Source organism: Paenibacillus sp. AK002 (assembly GCF_053903045.1).
Genome location: NZ_CP096377.1, coordinates 744,523 through 759,780 on the forward strand (window position 1 = coordinate 744,523; position 15,258 = coordinate 759,780).

18 protein-coding genes are annotated in these 15,258 nt (G+C 53.5%); 9 read left to right on the plus strand and 9 right to left on the minus strand.

Annotation, left to right across the window (positions count from 1 at the left end):
• Positions 1–72: 72 nt before the first annotated feature.
• Positions 73–1,086, plus strand: a complete 1,014-nt coding sequence (locus M1D70_RS03185; RefSeq protein ID WP_009595945.1) for an NADP-dependent oxidoreductase — start codon at positions 73–75, stop codon at positions 1,084–1,086.
• A gap of 171 nt (positions 1,087–1,257) precedes the next feature.
• Here the strand turns inward: M1D70_RS03185 and M1D70_RS03190 are convergent, their stop codons facing one another.
• From M1D70_RS03190 to M1D70_RS03200, 3 genes are all read right to left on the minus strand, one after another.
• Positions 1,258–1,749, minus strand: a complete 492-nt coding sequence (locus M1D70_RS03190; protein WP_456289112.1) for a cytochrome c biogenesis protein CcdC — start codon at positions 1,747–1,749, stop codon at positions 1,258–1,260.
• Positions 1,750–1,858: 109 nt separating this feature from the next.
• Positions 1,859–2,434, minus strand: a complete 576-nt coding sequence (locus M1D70_RS03195; protein WP_009595954.1) for a TetR/AcrR family transcriptional regulator — start codon at positions 2,432–2,434, stop codon at positions 1,859–1,861.
• Positions 2,431–3,150, minus strand: coding sequence for an MBL fold metallo-hydrolase (locus tag M1D70_RS03200; protein WP_456289113.1), 720 nt, complete (start codon positions 3,148–3,150; stop codon positions 2,431–2,433). The genes M1D70_RS03195 and M1D70_RS03200 overlap by 4 nt, the downstream gene beginning before the upstream one ends.
• A gap of 228 nt (positions 3,151–3,378) precedes the next feature.
• Between M1D70_RS03200 and M1D70_RS03205 the strand changes: the two genes are divergently transcribed.
• The 3 genes from M1D70_RS03205 to M1D70_RS03215 all read left to right on the plus strand — a co-directional run bounded on the left by M1D70_RS03205 (position 3,379) and on the right by M1D70_RS03215 (position 5,630).
• The gene (locus M1D70_RS03205; protein ID WP_009595964.1) at positions 3,379–3,570 is read left to right on the plus strand and encodes a hypothetical protein; all 192 of its coding nucleotides are present in this window, start codon (positions 3,379–3,381) and stop codon (positions 3,568–3,570) included.
• 139 nt (positions 3,571–3,709) lie between these two features.
• On the plus strand, positions 3,710–4,240 hold the full coding sequence (locus M1D70_RS03210) for a sigma-70 family RNA polymerase sigma factor (RefSeq protein ID WP_404563588.1): 531 nt from the start codon (positions 3,710–3,712) through the stop codon (positions 4,238–4,240).
• Complete coding sequence (locus tag M1D70_RS03215) at positions 4,233–5,630, plus strand: DUF4179 domain-containing protein (protein ID WP_456289114.1); 1,398 nt, start codon at positions 4,233–4,235, stop codon at positions 5,628–5,630. Before M1D70_RS03210 ends, M1D70_RS03215 begins: the two co-directional genes overlap by 8 nt.
• A gap of 2 nt (positions 5,631–5,632) precedes the next feature.
• Here M1D70_RS03215 and M1D70_RS03220 read toward each other — a convergent pair whose 3' ends face one another.
• The 4 genes from M1D70_RS03220 to M1D70_RS03235 form a co-directional block, all read right to left on the minus strand.
• Entirely contained in the window at positions 5,633–5,842 is a 210-nt protein-coding gene (locus M1D70_RS03220) for a hypothetical protein (protein ID WP_456289115.1), read from the minus strand.
• 179 nt (positions 5,843–6,021) lie between these two features.
• Positions 6,022–6,432 carry a hypothetical protein gene (locus M1D70_RS03225; protein WP_009595959.1) on the minus strand — a complete coding sequence of 137 codons (411 nt, stop codon included), beginning with the start codon at positions 6,430–6,432 and terminating at the stop codon, positions 6,022–6,024.
• 137 nt (positions 6,433–6,569) lie between these two features.
• Positions 6,570–6,956 carry a hypothetical protein gene (locus M1D70_RS03230; RefSeq protein ID WP_009595958.1) on the minus strand — a complete coding sequence of 129 codons (387 nt, stop codon included), beginning with the start codon at positions 6,954–6,956 and terminating at the stop codon, positions 6,570–6,572.
• Between the two features lie 162 nt (positions 6,957–7,118).
• Entirely contained in the window at positions 7,119–8,279 is a 1,161-nt protein-coding gene (locus tag M1D70_RS03235; RefSeq protein ID WP_456289116.1) for a stalk domain-containing protein, read from the minus strand.
• A 237-nt stretch (positions 8,280–8,516) separates the two neighbouring features.
• On the opposite strand from M1D70_RS03235, the gene M1D70_RS03240 reads away from it, so the two are divergent.
• Positions 8,517–9,590, plus strand: a complete 1,074-nt coding sequence (locus tag M1D70_RS03240) for a lactonase family protein (RefSeq protein ID WP_456289117.1) — start codon at positions 8,517–8,519, stop codon at positions 9,588–9,590.
• 156 nt (positions 9,591–9,746) lie between these two features.
• On the opposite strand, the gene sleB is transcribed toward M1D70_RS03240, so the two are convergent.
• Complete coding sequence (sleB, locus tag M1D70_RS03245) at positions 9,747–10,406, minus strand: spore cortex-lytic enzyme (protein WP_456289118.1); 660 nt, start codon at positions 10,404–10,406, stop codon at positions 9,747–9,749.
• Positions 10,407–10,766: 360 nt separating this feature from the next.
• On the opposite strand from sleB, the gene M1D70_RS03250 reads away from it, so the two are divergent.
• The 4 genes from M1D70_RS03250 to M1D70_RS03265 all read left to right on the plus strand — a co-directional run bounded on the left by M1D70_RS03250 (position 10,767) and on the right by M1D70_RS03265 (position 13,978).
• Positions 10,767–11,843: a sulfate ABC transporter substrate-binding protein gene (locus M1D70_RS03250; RefSeq protein ID WP_456289119.1), complete on the plus strand. Its 1,077-nt coding sequence runs from the start codon at positions 10,767–10,769 to the stop codon at positions 11,841–11,843.
• Positions 11,844–11,881: 38 nt separating this feature from the next.
• Positions 11,882–12,730, plus strand: coding sequence for a sulfate ABC transporter permease subunit CysT (gene cysT, locus M1D70_RS03255; protein WP_009595943.1), 849 nt, complete (start codon positions 11,882–11,884; stop codon positions 12,728–12,730).
• 14 nt (positions 12,731–12,744) lie between these two features.
• The gene (gene cysW / locus M1D70_RS03260; protein WP_456289120.1) at positions 12,745–13,611 is read left to right on the plus strand and encodes a sulfate ABC transporter permease subunit CysW; all 867 of its coding nucleotides are present in this window, start codon (positions 12,745–12,747) and stop codon (positions 13,609–13,611) included.
• 145 nt (positions 13,612–13,756) lie between these two features.
• Positions 13,757–13,978 carry a YezD family protein gene (locus M1D70_RS03265; RefSeq protein ID WP_009595967.1) on the plus strand — a complete coding sequence of 74 codons (222 nt, stop codon included), beginning with the start codon at positions 13,757–13,759 and terminating at the stop codon, positions 13,976–13,978.
• Positions 13,979–14,214: 236 nt separating this feature from the next.
• Here M1D70_RS03265 and M1D70_RS03270 read toward each other — a convergent pair whose 3' ends face one another.
• Entirely contained in the window at positions 14,215–15,126 is a 912-nt protein-coding gene (locus M1D70_RS03270; RefSeq protein ID WP_009595951.1) for a hypothetical protein, read from the minus strand.
• Positions 15,127–15,258: the final 132 nt, after the last annotated feature.

Here is a 15,258-nt window from a genome sequence, read left to right on the forward strand (position 1 = left end):
GGCTAGGAAATTGGTAAACGGACAAAATGGGTAAAGATAAGATGACGGCTTTACTAAAAGGAGGGTACTCAGATGTCCGTGAATGAACGAATTATACTAGCCAAGCGGCCGCAAGGCATGCCGGAGGAATCGGATTTTACGTTTGAGGAGCAGCCTTTGCCCGTACCTCAAGCCGGAGAAGTCCTTGTACGGACCGTATACTTATCGGTGGACCCGTATATGAGGGGCAGAATGAGCGATGCCAAAAGTTATGCCAAGCCATATGAGGTAGGGCAGGTTATCGCCGGAGGCGCAGTAGGGCAGGTCATGGAATCGACGGATCCGACCTACCGGGAGGGCGATTTTGTTGCAGGCACCTGGGGCTGGCAGCGCTTTGCCGCCGTTCGCACCGGGACGCTGCGCAAGGTCAACCCGGATCTGGCACCCGTCTCGACCGCGCTGGGCGTGCTGGGGATGACCGGTTTGACGGCTTATTTCGGACTCCTGGATATCGGTCAGCCGAAGGAAGGGGAGACGGTGGTTGTATCGGGCGCCGCTGGCGCCGTTGGCATGATTGTCGGGCAGATTGCCAAGATCAAGGGAGCCCGGGTGGTCGGTATTGCCGGTTCTGACGAAAAGACCGGATACCTGACCGGGAAGCTCGGCTTTGACGTTGCGATCAATTACCGGACCGAAGATGTGGCTTCGGCTTTGGCGGAAGCTTGTCCGGGCGGGGTGGACGTCTATTTTGACAATGTCGGCGGCGAGGTGTCGGATGCGGTTCTGCGCCTGATCAACAAAAATGCGCGGATCCCGATTTGCGGCCAAATCGCGCTCTATAACCTGGAGAAGCCGGATACGGGCCCAAGAATCCAGAGCCTGCTGCTGACCAATACGGCACTGATGAAGGGCTTTCTGGTCGGCGATTACGCCAGCAGGTACAATGAGGCGCTGCAGGAGCTGGCCGAATGGCTAAGGGATGGCAAGATTCAGTACACCGAGAATATCGTCGACGGCTTCGACAAGACGATTGAGGCGTTTCTGGGGCTGTTCTCCGGAGAAAATCTCGGGAAACAGCTGGTGAAGGTAAGCGAAGAACAAAGCTGATCCTGTGACATCCAACAAAATAAAAGAGTGTCGATTTCACGACTTCGCAAGTCTCCTCGGAGGGAGCTTTGCGGCCGGAAGGGCAATTGCCTCCCGGATGGCGTGATCATCGGCACTCTTCTTTTTGCGTTAAACTAAGTTTCATGACTGGTTTACGATGGAGCATGTCCGCTACATCGCCGCCTCCGGCGTCATGAACTGCTGATACTGGCGGTACATCGAAATGCGCCAATGGACAATCATGCCGTAAGCCAGCATGAAGAACAGCGCCGCGGTCTGCGGGATGGAAATATGCTGTTCAATATATCCATGGAGCAGGAGCCTGACGGCCAGCAGGCCAAGCAGAATGTACACGAAGCTTTTCGATCTCTGCATGAAGATCTGGCCGTCGACCTTCTCGAATTTGGTGCTGCGGATCAATGGGTACGAGAAGATGAACCAGCCTACCAAAAAGGCGATCCCTGCCCACCATAAAGGGATGCGTACCTGCGGCTCAACGAACATCAGAAATCCGGTGCTCATCGCTACGGGAGGGATGATAATCTTCTTGACGGTTACGGGACGGTTGCTCGCCTTCATTCGAATGAAAATAACGGCCAGCGCCATAACCAGCATCGCGATCGTAGAGCCTATCTGAAGAATTGGGGAATCGAAATTAACCACAATTCAGACCTCTTTCCATAAATAAAATGACATCACAATGTGCTGCCTTATGATTATAGCACATTCTGATGCCAGGCAAAATCAGGCAGGCGCAGGAGGTACGGCCCTTCTAGCGCCGTCCGTCTTGAAGATGGAGCCCGGTGACGAAACTCCGGATCATGAAATCCAGGCTGTCGTCAACACTCAGATCCATGGCGAATTGGCCCGCGCGTTCCAGGGAAGAGAAGCCGTGGCATAGGCTGCGAAGGGTCCGTACGGCATGCAACGCTTCCGCCTCGCTGAGCTGGTAAGGGGCCAGGATTTGAAGCAGCAGCTCGACAATCTGATTCCCTACTTGCTGCGTCTCCTGCTCTTCGGGACGGACCGGCTGCAATGCGGCTTCGTACAATCCGGGGTGTGTTCGAGCAAAGTCGACATAAGTAAGGCACACAAGGCGCAGGGCATCCTCGCCCGACCGGCCGGCGACAGCCTTAAGCAGTTGGTCATGGAGCGTCTGGAGACCATGCCGCATCAGGGCGGCATGCAGACCGGAAAGCCCGTCTACGTGGTTATACAGGGAAGGGGAGCGAACGCCCAGCTTGGCTGCAAGCGCAGCCAGGGTCACCGCGTGAAGTCCCTCCCGATCCGCTAATTCGGCAGCGGTTTGAAGCAGTTGAAGTCGATCGATGCCGGGTCTTGGACTCATCGTGCATTCCTCCTGAACGTTGATTCGGCTTCCGCAACGGCCTGCTGCATGGCACCCGCCGGATTTCTCAGCATCCGTCCATGGCCGACAGCCAGAACGGCGGGCTTGAGCGCGGTAAGCATTCCGGCGCTTTCCAAGGCCTGCTCCTTGCTCCAGGTGGCCATGGCAGGGAACGGAAACCATGGTTTGAGGACGCCCGATACGGCCAATCCGCCCCGCGTCTGCCAAGCATCGCCGGCAATCAGGATGCCGCTGCGCTCATCGAGGAAGGCCATATGTCCGGGCGTGTGGCCTGGAGTCGAGATGGCCTTGAGGGAACCAATGGAGTCCCCGTCCTCCAGGAGAACGTCCGGAACGGTGGTAATGTTCTTCGGGATATCCCCGCGTATCGGCGTTTGCGGCTCTCCGGGCTGGAGCTCGGCATTCCCTTTCAGCAGCAGCGCATCGCGCCGCGAGACGCAGACCGAGGCATTCGGAAGCTCCTTCTTTAACCCGTCGAGCGCACCGACATGGTCGCCGTGAGCATGGGTCAACACGATCCGTTTAATGGGTTTTCCGATATCGGCTGCAGCCTGCAGGATTCCCTTTTGGGAAAATGACATCCCTGCATCGATGAGGGTAAACCCGTCGCTTTCTTCTACAAGGCAAACATTGATCGGAAAAAGGCGAGGAAGAAAAGAAATTTGAGTCACCTGTTCAATCGTCGTTCTTAACATAAAGCCGTACCCCTTTCGCTTAAAACTAATGTTATTAGTATAATAACTAATGATATTAGTTATAGCAAGCCTGATTTTAACATTTTCATGAATAGACCCTTTGAACCACTAAAATTTTTATATATTTACCAAATTTTGAGTGCAATATTCGCCAATTTGCGTTACCATAAAGATAGATATACGGAAAAATTTGTAGGTTATTTAGTTGAAGGGTGAGGGGCGGATGATATGGATATGTTCAAACGCATCGTACTTCTGATGGTGATGTATGCCTTCTCCGCAGTGCTGCTATACGTAGCCAGCCAGCACACGCCATATCTGCTTCCGGTCATCTGGATCTCCGCTCTGATGCTGTTGCTATGCGGCATCGGTTATCTGGGATACCATTATTTCTTTAAAGGACGCAGAAGACGAAGTTAATCGGAAGTACATACAAGTCTGCCTTGCCGGGGCGGGCTTTTTTTGTGCGAAAATAAAAAAACCGTTTGAATGGCTTCGCAGTCTTTATATAGAGTGAAGTTAACAGCGAGGCAGGTCGAACGAGGGGAAGGTATATCGGATGTTGGAAACTAAAGAGCTGGCGGCTGCGGCATGCAGGGGAGACGAGGAAGCGTTCTATGCACTCGTCACCGAGCATCGGAGGCGTCTATACGGAATTGCGTACAGTTATCTGCATAACGAGAGCGACGCTTTGGAGGCACTGCAGGAGACGGTATGCCGGGCGTGGATGAAATGCCGGAAGCTGAAGCATCCGGAGGCGTTCGTCCCTTGGCTCATTCGGATATTGATTAACTGCTGCGTGGATGAACAGAAACGGAAAAAGCGCATGGTTCCCGTAGAAGAAGTGCGCAGCCGGGAGACGGCTGCGGAAATGGTCAGCGACAGCAAGCTGGATTTGGAGCGCGCGCTGAGCCGCATGAAGCCCAAATATCGCCATGTGCTGATCCTGAAATATTACCAGGACATGACGATCAGCGATATCGCGCATATTCTCGATGTACCGGAGGGAACGGTCAAAACCCGGCTGCATCAAGGACTAAAGCTGCTTCGGCAAAAAATCGAGCCAGGAGGTGCGGTATTCCATGTATGAGAAGGAAGAGCGGATGCTGAACGAGATGAATAGGGATGCGGAGATCTACACGGCGGTTGTGTCCGATGAAGCATTGGATGCGGCTGTTCGAAGCGGAATGCGGAGAGGACGGCGCATGCAGCGGAGCCGGACGCGGATGGCTGCCTTTTCTGCCGTGATCGCAACCGTAGCTGCCGCACTGCTGTTCGTGGTATGGGGCGGGGATGGAGGCATCGTGGAGCCGAAGGAGCAAATGGCCGCGCAAGGGCCGTATCCGCCATTGACCGGGTTTGATCTCGGAGAAGATATTACGCTGAATACGGCTAACCAACACGGCATGATCCAGCCGGTGAATCAATCGGTGACCCGGGGGGATTATACGGTAACGCTGAACGGGATCCTTGTAGGCTCCCAGCAGATGGAGGTGTTTTATACGATCCAAAACGATGCGGGGTATCACGCAGACCTAAAGCGGGTCGAGATGAAGCGTAAGGGCTCCAGCCAGTCGCTGCCATACAGCATCGGGTCGTCGGGTGGAAGCCAGATTAAGCCCGGGCAAACGTTCCGTTCCCGATCGGACATTCATATGGGCGAGAACCAATCCGTGCCTGAAGAAATGACGTTATCTTTTAGCATCGCCCCCTATACAACGAATACGGTGCATCAATCCTCGGCAGAGGGCGAGCAGGTTCTGGATATCGACGTATCCGTTGATATGGAGACCGTCCAGAAGTTTACCCGCACGATTCCGCTCAACAAAATGCTGCAGATTGAGAGTCAAAGGTTCTATTTGAAGGAAGCCGTGTTATCCCCTGCCGGAATCGTCCTGAAAGCGAACATCCCTTCCAGCAATACGATGAAGGTATCCGGTTTATGGGACGTGTATTTGGAAACCGTGGTTAACGGCGAGCAGATCCGATTGAACAGCGATTCCGCATTTTTGCCCGGTGCGGGGGGAGGGGACATGACGTATTTCTTCGACAGCAATATACTGGAGAATCCGGAGTCGATCACGCTGAAAGCGAGCGGATTCCAAGCGGTGGACCCCTCCGAGATGTCACTTGTGATCGATACGGATAAGAAGGAGATTCTCCGTGCACCGGACGGCGATCTTCGATTCGGAGCATACACGGGACATACGCTGACAGTGGAATACGAGGAGCGGGCTGACCGGCATATGGGCAGCGTATCGATTGAGCCGGAGTTCGTGGACGGGGAAGGGAAGAAGCATACGATCAACGAGGACGCAGGGGGGCTCAGTTCCTCGTCCCGATCCTCTTCGGATACCGGGATAAGCCTCATCACGCAGTATATCCACCTTAAACCCGGGGATTACCCGCAGCCGCTCACGTTTACGTTAAGCAGCTACCCTGGCGTCATGGAGCAGACATTCGAGGTGCCGATTCGATGAGATTAGAGATGCTGAAAGCTCATCAGAATGACCAATGCGCCGAACGCCATGGTTACTCTACCCATAAGTTTTAAGTACCATATTCTCAGATCGCTGGGTTCCGTGTCATCTCTCGTTCTTCTGAACCACCAAGAGTACGGATTGCGGATGGCATGTATGCCGATTCCCATGAGCGCAAGACCCATGAGCAGTACAGAAATGAAATTGAGCATGGGTGAATCAGCTCCTTTCTTAAGTGTTACTACGTAGGGTTTAAACAGTAAGTTCCGTTGCATGAAAAACAGGATGGTCGGAATATAGGACACAAAAAAAGGAACCGCCCCCGATCAAGAAGGCCGGGGAGGTTCCTTTTTTCTCATTTATTTAAATCCTGGATCATAGGCCGATGACGCTATTCCCTGCGTTCGGTGGGGGAGCTTCCTGCCGGTCCTTTAGCATCCAGCAGCTCGATCAGAGCTTTGGGCACTCCGTTGAGGATCAGCCATTGGCGAAGCGTTTCGATGGCACGGATATGGCCGTTGCCTTCATCCCGCCAGGTCAGCAGCTCGACGACCTTAATGACGAGGAGCATCAGCTCCATTTTGTCATGCTCGGTTTGGTCTGCGCGGACTTTTTGGAATACGGCTTCTTTCTCCCAATCAAGCAATATCTCTTCCCCAATGGTCGGTCGCATGAGTGAATAGCTGTAATCGCACTGCGGGCAGTGAACCGTGGCGAACTGTTCGGATGTGAACGTAACCCCGATTTCCGTTTGACACTGGCGGCAGTGGAATTGGACTTGAATTGCCGAGTTCGTTTCCATGTCTATGTTGCCTCCTTCGAAGAGAAAGGTATCTACTTTTACCCAATAGTCGGTAACTGTGACCCATCTTCCCTTGAGGAGCTGTTTGAAACATGAAAAAGAATCACCCTCACTAGGCGATTCTTTAAGGAGAAAAGTCAGCGTTTCCTTCTACTCTGCGAGATCTTTACATGGGTGAACACATTATAGAGGAAAGCGAGAACGCCCAGCGTTACAAGAACGCCTCCCACGGCAACGACCGGCTCTACCGATTCGATGCCGCTCATTAGCAGGGCAAGACCGATCATCATGACGGGCAGACCGATATTGTGCAGCCAGAAATGCACTTTGCCGGCAGTGGACTCCCCGGCAGCCGGGAACAGAACATAAATAACGCCTGCAAGAGCCAGGGACGCCCAGCCCAGAAGATTGACGTGTGCGTGTACCGAGGCGTAATCGTAGCTGTGGGTGATCGACATGTACATGCCGAGCAGCACACCGAGCACGAAGTAAACAGCAGCGATTTTGATTAATTTAATCCCCATAAAACCCCTCCTTTATGGATTACTAATATGATATATGTCACCTGGGGCGAAGTAGACCTAGACGGAGGAGGATTTAATTAAAGAAGATGCAAAAAAAGAAACCGCGAATTTCCCTTGCCGGGAATTCACGGTTATTTCGTAAGCTTTCATGATATCCGCAATCTATTCAAGCTCCAGCACGTCATAGATCAGCCATTTGCCTTCGGTTTTCTTGAGCCAATAGAGCGACGTCGAATAGATCGTTTCGCCGTCCGCATCATCGCTTTCTTCGGCATAAACGACGGCGTCATCTCCTTGGAAGAAGACCGTCCGGAGATCCTCTGATTTGAGATTGAAATTCACCTCATCGAAGATACCTTCCTCAATGCTGGTTTGGAACATCTCGTGGAAGACCGAGTCCGGGTGAATGACGGACATGAGCAGCGGGCCATTCTCCTCATTGAAGCCCTTGTACTGAATGTCGATGGACTCCACGATGGCTTTCTGCTCTGCTTCCGGCACTACGGGACGAGCTTCAAGCAGTTTGTCTCCGAGGAAATATTCTGTCTCGTACAGGTTCAAATCATAGATTTTCCATGCGCCCGACGCATCCTTCTTCAGGAGATTCTCGTAATGGAGCGTAACATCCCATGCAAACGGCCCGCCGATGCGGTCTAGGCTCACACTGGTGTAGGCATGGATCGACGTTCCGGCTACCGCTACATCCCATACGTCCGCGGATACATGATTGTCGTTCTTGAATTGATCCTGATAGTTTTGCTTAACCTCCGCAAGAACGGGAGATTCGGGGTGGAATACGCTCATAACTTCGTCCAGATTCTTGCCGCTTCCGGCCTCTTCAATGATGTGGTAAAGCTTCTTCACCTCGTCTTCGGCTTTGGCCGTCGCACCCTCGCGGTCAATCTTGACGGTACGCGCCTTGGAATCCCACTTTACCGGGAGTCCGGTGGCTTCAGCCACAAAACGAAGGGGAACCAGCGTGTTGCCGCCTTGAGTGAAAGGAGCGATCTGCAGCGTGGTTTTTGCGCCATTGACATAGGCGGTTTTCTGCCCGATCGTCATCTGCAGCTTCTGATCGAGATATGTACCCGTCACCTGCTTGTTCGCGCCGTTCCAATGGACCTTATAATCCAGGGCTTGGAACAAAGGGCGGAATTGAACGAAGGTGACTCCGTTCTTCATGATCGGCGCCGCCGCAAATTGAATTTCCTGGTTATCGAGATAGACCCGGATTTTCCCTTGATCCTTAGCCGGAGCGGCTTGGGCCGCGCTTGCGAACAAGAACAGGAAAGCGATAGCCAGTAGGCTGAGTTTTTTCTTCAATGTGCTGTCATCTCCTTCAACGAATGATAGAATAGAGAGGTAATTGTGGTAATCGTACATGATAAAACCAATGGTAGCAATACATTTCTTTGCGTGCAGTAATTGGTAGCGACAGCGCGGTGACGGCTTGCCGGAACGACTTGAAAAAAGGCGGTAGGCATGGGGCTCCGATGGGTAATACATAGTAAGAATCAGGCCGGGCCACCGGATCATTCATTAGACAAAGGAGTGGATCACATGACAGCAGGACAGGAACTGATATTTTACATAGGAACCTATGGTTCGGAAGAAGAGAATCGCATTCATTGGGGGGCGATGGATCGGGCTACCGGCGAGCTGCGCCTGTTAGGCGGTACGGCAGGCATCGAGAACCCGACCTATCTGGATTTCGATGACTCGATTTCCGTATTGTATGCAGCAAGCGAGAAGGGCGAAAGCGATGTGTCGGCTTATTCGGCCAATCTGGTCACCGGCGAATTGACGCTGCTGAATGTTCAGTCTACCGGCTCGTCCGGCGCTTGTCATGTATCCCGCACAACGGACGGGAAGCATCTGCTCACGACAGGGTACGGCGATGGACAGATTTCGGTGCTGGCATTGAATCAGGACGGACGGGTCGGCGAGCTGGCCTCCAAGATCAAGCACAGCGGACGCGGCCTTCGCGATGACCGTCAATCGGAGGCGCATCCCCATTCGATATTCCAAGACCCGGTCAACAAGTATATCCTGGTCAGTGACCTGGGTATGGATGACGTGATTGTGTACCGGCTGGAAGACGGGAAGCTGGTGACCCACCGCGAGATCAGCCTGCCGCCAGGCTCCGGCCCGAGGCATGTGGCTTTTCATCCGTCAGGCAAGTGGGTATACGGCACGAACGAGCTGAACAGCACGGTAACGGCATACGCGAACGACGCAACGTTCGGGGATCTGAAAATATTGCAGCATATCTCGACCTTGCCAGAGGACGTCGTGATGGATAGCAATACATCGGCCCATCTGTTGGTATCTCCTTGCGGCCGTTACCTGTATGCCTCAAATCGGGGACATGACAGCATCGTCCAATATGTAATCGACCAGGAAGCCGGTACGCTCCGTGCCGTCAACTGGGTGTCTTCCGGCGGCAAAACGCCGCGCCACTTCAATATACTGCCGGATGGCTTCCTGCTTACGGCGAATCAGGATAACGGATTGATCGCAAGCTTCCGGATCGACCCGGATACGGGAAATCTGGTCTCTACGGGCTATACGTTGGAAGTCACGCGCCCGGTGTGCATTTGTCCCGTGGAGAAGGCCAAAGCAAACAAACGTTAACTTATATGAAAGAAGAAGCAGCTTGAAGACCCGGGAAGGGAATCAAGCTGCTTCTTTTATTCGCGTCTCCTTGCCCACAGCGACGGACAAGGAACAAGGCGTCGAAAATTCTGTCTTCGTGTGTTTCAGCTAATGAAAGATTAACTGAGTGAATCCTTAATGAGCAAAAATATGATTGCCGATCTGCAGCACTTGCGGCCTGGACCAGATCCAGTCGCTGGTTGCGGTTTTAGGGTTGAAATAATACAGGGATTCGTAAGTCGGATCCCAGCCGCGAACGGCATCCAATGCGGCAAGATAGGCGGAACGGTTCGGCGTCAGCCAGTACTGTCCGTCATCCACGGCCGTAAAAGCCCCTTTTTGAAAGACGACGCCCCGAATGTCATTCGGAAATTCGCTGGATTGAATGCGGTTCATGACAACGGCCCCGACCGCAACCTGCCCTTTGTACGGCTCACCGCGGGCTTCGCTGTAAATGACTTTGGCCATGACGTCCATTTCGGATTGATTCAACGTATATTTTTTCAGCTGTCTCCAGGTTTGCGCACCGGTAATTCCATCGGCTGGCACGCCGTATTCTTTTTGAAAACGGCTAACGGCTGCTTTCGTGTTTGCGCCATATTTGCCATCCAGCGGCTGGTTATAGAAGTCCAGCGTTTTCAGGCGATATTGAAGGTCCCAGACATCCCCGTTTTCACTGCCGGGCTTTAACAGCGGAGCGGCCTCCGTCGTTTGGGCGAATGTCGGCAGGATCAGAAGAACACTAAGGAAAAAAGCAGATATGATTTTCCGTATTGGCTTTCTTATCGTGATCAACTCCTTTGGGGTAGAATTATAAGGTTGGAAACGGGTTCATACAACCATCAGTAAATGGAAATCCGCGCCGTGACTGCGTTTGTTGTACCAAAAATGGTTCTATGGTCCGAATGGTCCTAAACTTGAAATTTTTTGAAAAAAAGGTTTGACAGCAGAAGGGGGACTTATTACAATAACAACATAACATACTAAACAGGTAGGAATTATAATATATTGTTCTCACCGTATCGACGGAGGAACGCTCGAAGAATAAGGGCAGGCACGGTTGCAAACCGGCTTGACTCTGTTCCGATGAGCCTTCCTCCGTCTTTTTTTGCCATGAGGCCTGTTTAGTAGAGAAGAATAGGGGGAGTGATCGATATGAAAAAGGTGTTGAAGCAAGGGGTTCTCATCGGATTAACAGTCATGCTGACGGCGGCGCTGACGGCTTGCGGCTCACAGAAAACAGAAACGGCCGCAACCGCCGGGGATGCAACGCCTGCTTCGGGTTCAAGCAAGCCGAGCGTGGAACTGCTTAATGTTTCTTACGATCCGACCCGGGAGTTATACGATCAGTACAACAAGGCATTCGCGGCGCATTGGGAGAAGGAACAAGGCCAGAAGGTGACGTTTAAGCAATCGCACGGGGGTTCGGGCAAGCAAAGCCGTTCGGTTATCGACGGTTTGGAGGCGGATGTGGTGACACTGGCCCTCGGATACGATATCGATGCGATCCGTCAGGCCGGATTGATCAATGAAGGCTGGGAGAGCAAGTTTGAGCATAACAGCGCGCCTTACACCTCGACCATCGTTTTCCTCGTCCGCAAAGGGAACCCGAAAGGCATCCAGGATTGGCCGGATCTGGTCAAGGATGGCGTGGAGGTCATCACGCCGAACCCGCAAACCTCCGGCGGTGCACGATGGAACTACCTGGCGGCATGGGGTTATGCGCTCAAGGTTAACAACAACGACGAAGCGAAGGCGCAGGAATTCGTGAAAGAGCTGTTCACCCACGTGCCGGTGCTGGACAGCGGCGCACGGGGAGCGACAACCACCTTTGTGGAACGCGGAATCGGGGACGTGCTGCTGGCTTGGGAGAATGAAGCCTATCTCTCGATTAACGAGCTGGGACCGGATAAATTCGAAATCGTGAACCCGTCCGTCAGCATTCTGGCAGAACCGCCGGTTGCCGTCGTGGATAAGAACGTTGACAAGCGCGGCACCCGGGAGGTGGCCGAAGCCTATCTGGAATACCTATACAGCGAAGAGGGGCAGACGATTGCGGCGGAGAACTACTACCGTCCGACGCTTGCCAGCGTAGCCGACATATACAAGGAGAAATTCCCGGCCATCGAATTGTTTACGCTCAAGGACGTGTTTGGAACATGGGAAGAGACGCAAACCAAGCATTTTAATGACGGCGGCATCTTTAATCAGATTTACGTGCCAGGCAGCTGATCGGCATAACCGCCGAAGGCAGGAAAGGATGAGTGGATATGACTGTACTCCCCGTACGGAAGCAAGGCAGAAATCATCGCAGGGTGCTCCCGGGTTTTGGGGTCGGCATGGGGCTGACTGTCCTTTATATGAGTTTGGTTGTGCTCGTGCCGCTGTCGGCACTGCTTCTTAACCAAACCGGATTGACCTGGGAGAAGTTCTGGTCGGTTGCAACCGATCCGAGGGTGCTGGCATCCTACCGGGTCAGTCTGACGACGGCGGCGCTGGCCGCATTGGCGGATACGATACTGGGGCTGCTGTTGGCCTGGGTGCTGGTGCGGTATGATTTTCCGGGCAAAAAATGGTGGGATGCCCTGATCGACCTGCCCTTCGCCCTGCCAACGGCCGTGGCGGGGGTGGCATTAACCGCGATCTATTCCGCGAATGGCTGGATCGGATCACTGCTGGAGCCGCTCGGCATCAAGGCGGCGTTCTCTTCCTTGGGCATCACGCTGGCCCTGATGTTCATCGGCATACCGTTCGTCGTGCGGACGGTACAGCCGGTGCTGGAGGACGCGGAGCGGGACACGGAAGAGGCGGCAGCCACGCTAGGAGCTGGCCGGTGGCGCACGTTTTGCACCATCATTCTGCCGACTCTGATTCCGCCGCTGCTGACCGGGTTTGCGCTCGCTTTTGCCCGGGGGATCGGAGAATACGGCTCCGTTGTCTTCATATCGGGAAATATGCCGATGAAGACGGAGATTGCGCCGCTGTTGATCATGACGAAGCTGGAGCAGTTTGATTATGCCGGCGCTACGGCGGTTGCCTTGATTCTGCTGCTCATCTCTTTCGCGCTGCTGCTCGGCATCAATCTATTACAACACTGGACGCGGAAAACCGCGCGCTAGGGAGGGGAATCTATATGGCTGGAACCGTACCCGCTGCCGTTCCGGCAGGGAAACGAGGCACATCGCCCTCTCCGGCTGCAACGGAGAAAACCTGGGTGAAATGGACCTTCATTAGTTTGGCTGGCCTTGTGCTTCTGTGGCTTATTGTGCTGCCGCTCGTTACGGTGCTGTCCGAAGCGCTTAAGAAGGGATGGGAGGTTTATATCGCAGCCTTGTCCGATCCCGATGCCTTGTCCGCGCTGCGGTTGACCTTACTGGTGGCGGCGATTGCGGTACCGCTGAATTCGATATTCGGCGTCATCGCGGCTTGGACCATAACGAAGTTCCGCTTTAAAGGCAAAAATCTGCTGATTACGCTGCTGGATTTACCGTTCGCGGTATCGCCGGTTATCGGAGGCCTCATCTTCGTGCTTATTTTCGGCCGTCAGGGTTGGTTTGGCCCTTGGCTCGAAAGCCATGATATCAAGATCATATTTGCCGTGCCCGGCATCGTTCTGGCTACGTTATTCGTCACGTTTCCTTTTGTGGCCAAGGAGCTGATTCCGCTGATGGAGGACCAAGGGACGAAGGAAGAGGAGGCGGCTGTAACGCTCGGCGCCAAGGGCTGGCAAATCTTCTGGCGGGTCACCCTGCCCAATATCAAATGGGGACTGCTGTACGGCATCATTCTGTGCAATGCCAGGGCCATGGGCGAGTTTGGGGCCGTGTCCGTCGTATCCGGCCATATCCGCGGAGAGACCAATACGCTTCCCCTTCATGTCGAGATTTTGTACAATGAGTATCAGTTTTCGGCATCGTTCGCGGTGGCCTCCTTATTGCTGTTGTTAGCCGTGATTACGCTGCTGCTTAAAAATTGGTTAACGCGAAAAAATGCCCATTGACAGTCGTTTCCAACCCATGCTAAGGTTAATTCATACTATATAGGTTGGAAAAGAATGAATAATGATCGTTTACATTGTATATGTGTCTTCGGCTGATGAAGATGAGTCAATAAATGAGGGCTTTGCCCGGTGAGGAGGCGTATCCATGGCTAAACCATTAAAAGTGGATGAAATGTGGCTCGAGCGCATAGCAAGCCTGCTGAACGACATGGAATTCGGTTCGCTGCAAATCGTAGTGCATGAGGGTCAAATCGTTCAGATGGAACGAACGGAGCGCAAGCGTTTCGAGAATACGGCCTCCGGAGCGGTCAAGACGTCAGGATCGTCCCGGGCATCCGGCCAGCAGCGAAGAACGAATACAAGATGACCAAGCAAAAGCGATCAAGTACCGTAAAAAGAACTTCCGCCAGATAACGTGAAGTGCAGCCTGTCCAGTCGACATGGGAAAGACATCAGGGGTGTTGACCAAGTAGACTAGGGAACGCGCTTCGGTAATCATGCGGAAGTTCTTTTCTATTAGAGATAGGGTAATACAAATAATACAACAGCCCGGCCGTTGAATCGGCCGGGCTGTTTGTCAATCGTATTCATGTATCAGGCATCTTATCGCGACCGGAGCGGGCTGCTGCCGATCTCCTGCTCGCCCGCGCCTGTTGTTTCGCTTAGAGGATCGTGATCCCCAGCAGGATGAAGGAACTGCTCCATCAGCTCCGGATGGCCGGCGTAGGGCCGCTCACGCCGCTTACGGGTGGCCGTTACCCGGAAACCCGCCAGATAGAGCAAGCATTGGGTAGCCAGAACGTAAGGCGAGGCTTCGCCGCCGATCAGATTAAATAAGGCCGAAGCCACAATCAGCAGATGCAGCACGGTATAAATCATGCCATGCGTTTTTCTTCTCGAATCCATCAATAAACGGTAGAAAGAGATCGTGGCAATGATATTGGAGAGCCATAAACACCAAACCTCGGGGCTTGCCCAGGCCGAGGTTTGCCTGAGTTCCTCCGCAAGGACCGCCGTCCATAGGAGTGCGGCACCCAGTGAAAGGGCAGGTACGGCAGGTTTTAGGAGCAGCCACAAGCCCATCCCCCAGCCGGGCTTCTCCAGCCGTCCAACCAGCTCGTCGCGCTCCTTCATGAGTCTGTTGATCTCGCGGTCCAGCAGCTTGTGAAGCGTCGTCAATCGGGATTCATCGCGATCGCTTAGAAAGATATCCATTTGTTCGTGGAGCTCACGCGTCAACAGGTCAGCGGATTTGCATTCCTGCAGAAGCCGGATCAGCAGATCCTCGGGGACGGCCGTCCGGGTCGGTCGATGGATAAGCGTGCCAAGAAGCCCTGCCAGCCTGGCATAGACCGTCAAGGTCTGACGAATGCGGGCGAGCGAATCCTTTCGTGCACCGAGCAGCCGGGACGCACTGTATATGTACAGGCCCGCAAATACCGCAGTGGCAAGAAGCGCGGCCACGAGCCCGTCCAGCGAGCCAAAGATATCAACCATCCATTCCGTAAGGGACAAGCGGATCCCTCCTTCAATATTCTACCTTTCACTATTGCACAAGAAGGAAGGGATTTCAAGCCGATTCGGTAACAGGCAGCTATAGAGCGCATGGGGGTTGCGTATAACGTTACGTCATAGCTTATAGTCGCC

What these genes read in the sequence shown, in the direction of transcription:
- M1D70_RS03185 (WP_009595945.1), top strand. Translation starts at nt 73, where the DNA reads ATGTCCGTGAATGAACGAATTATACTAGCCAAGCGGCCGCAAGGCATG.
- M1D70_RS03195 (WP_009595954.1), bottom strand. Translation starts at nt 2,434, where the DNA reads ATGAGTCCAAGACCCGGCATCGATCGACTTCAACTGCTTCAAACCGCT.
- M1D70_RS03200 (WP_456289113.1), bottom strand. Translation starts at nt 3,150, where the DNA reads ATGTTAAGAACGACGATTGAACAGGTGACTCAAATTTCTTTTCTTCCT.
- M1D70_RS03205 (WP_009595964.1), top strand. Translation starts at nt 3,379, where the DNA reads ATGGATATGTTCAAACGCATCGTACTTCTGATGGTGATGTATGCCTTC.
- M1D70_RS03210 (WP_404563588.1), top strand. Translation starts at nt 3,710, where the DNA reads ATGTTGGAAACTAAAGAGCTGGCGGCTGCGGCATGCAGGGGAGACGAG.
- M1D70_RS03215 (WP_456289114.1), top strand. Translation starts at nt 4,233, where the DNA reads ATGTATGAGAAGGAAGAGCGGATGCTGAACGAGATGAATAGGGATGCG.
- M1D70_RS03220 (WP_456289115.1), bottom strand. Translation starts at nt 5,842, where the DNA reads ATGCTCAATTTCATTTCTGTACTGCTCATGGGTCTTGCGCTCATGGGA.
- M1D70_RS03225 (WP_009595959.1), bottom strand. Translation starts at nt 6,432, where the DNA reads ATGGAAACGAACTCGGCAATTCAAGTCCAATTCCACTGCCGCCAGTGT.
- M1D70_RS03230 (WP_009595958.1), bottom strand. Translation starts at nt 6,956, where the DNA reads ATGGGGATTAAATTAATCAAAATCGCTGCTGTTTACTTCGTGCTCGGT.
- M1D70_RS03240 (WP_456289117.1), top strand. Translation starts at nt 8,517, where the DNA reads ATGACAGCAGGACAGGAACTGATATTTTACATAGGAACCTATGGTTCG.
- M1D70_RS03250 (WP_456289119.1), top strand. Translation starts at nt 10,767, where the DNA reads ATGAAAAAGGTGTTGAAGCAAGGGGTTCTCATCGGATTAACAGTCATG.
- cysT (WP_009595943.1), top strand. Translation starts at nt 11,882, where the DNA reads ATGACTGTACTCCCCGTACGGAAGCAAGGCAGAAATCATCGCAGGGTG.
- cysW (WP_456289120.1), top strand. Translation starts at nt 12,745, where the DNA reads ATGGCTGGAACCGTACCCGCTGCCGTTCCGGCAGGGAAACGAGGCACA.
- M1D70_RS03265 (WP_009595967.1), top strand. Translation starts at nt 13,757, where the DNA reads ATGGCTAAACCATTAAAAGTGGATGAAATGTGGCTCGAGCGCATAGCA.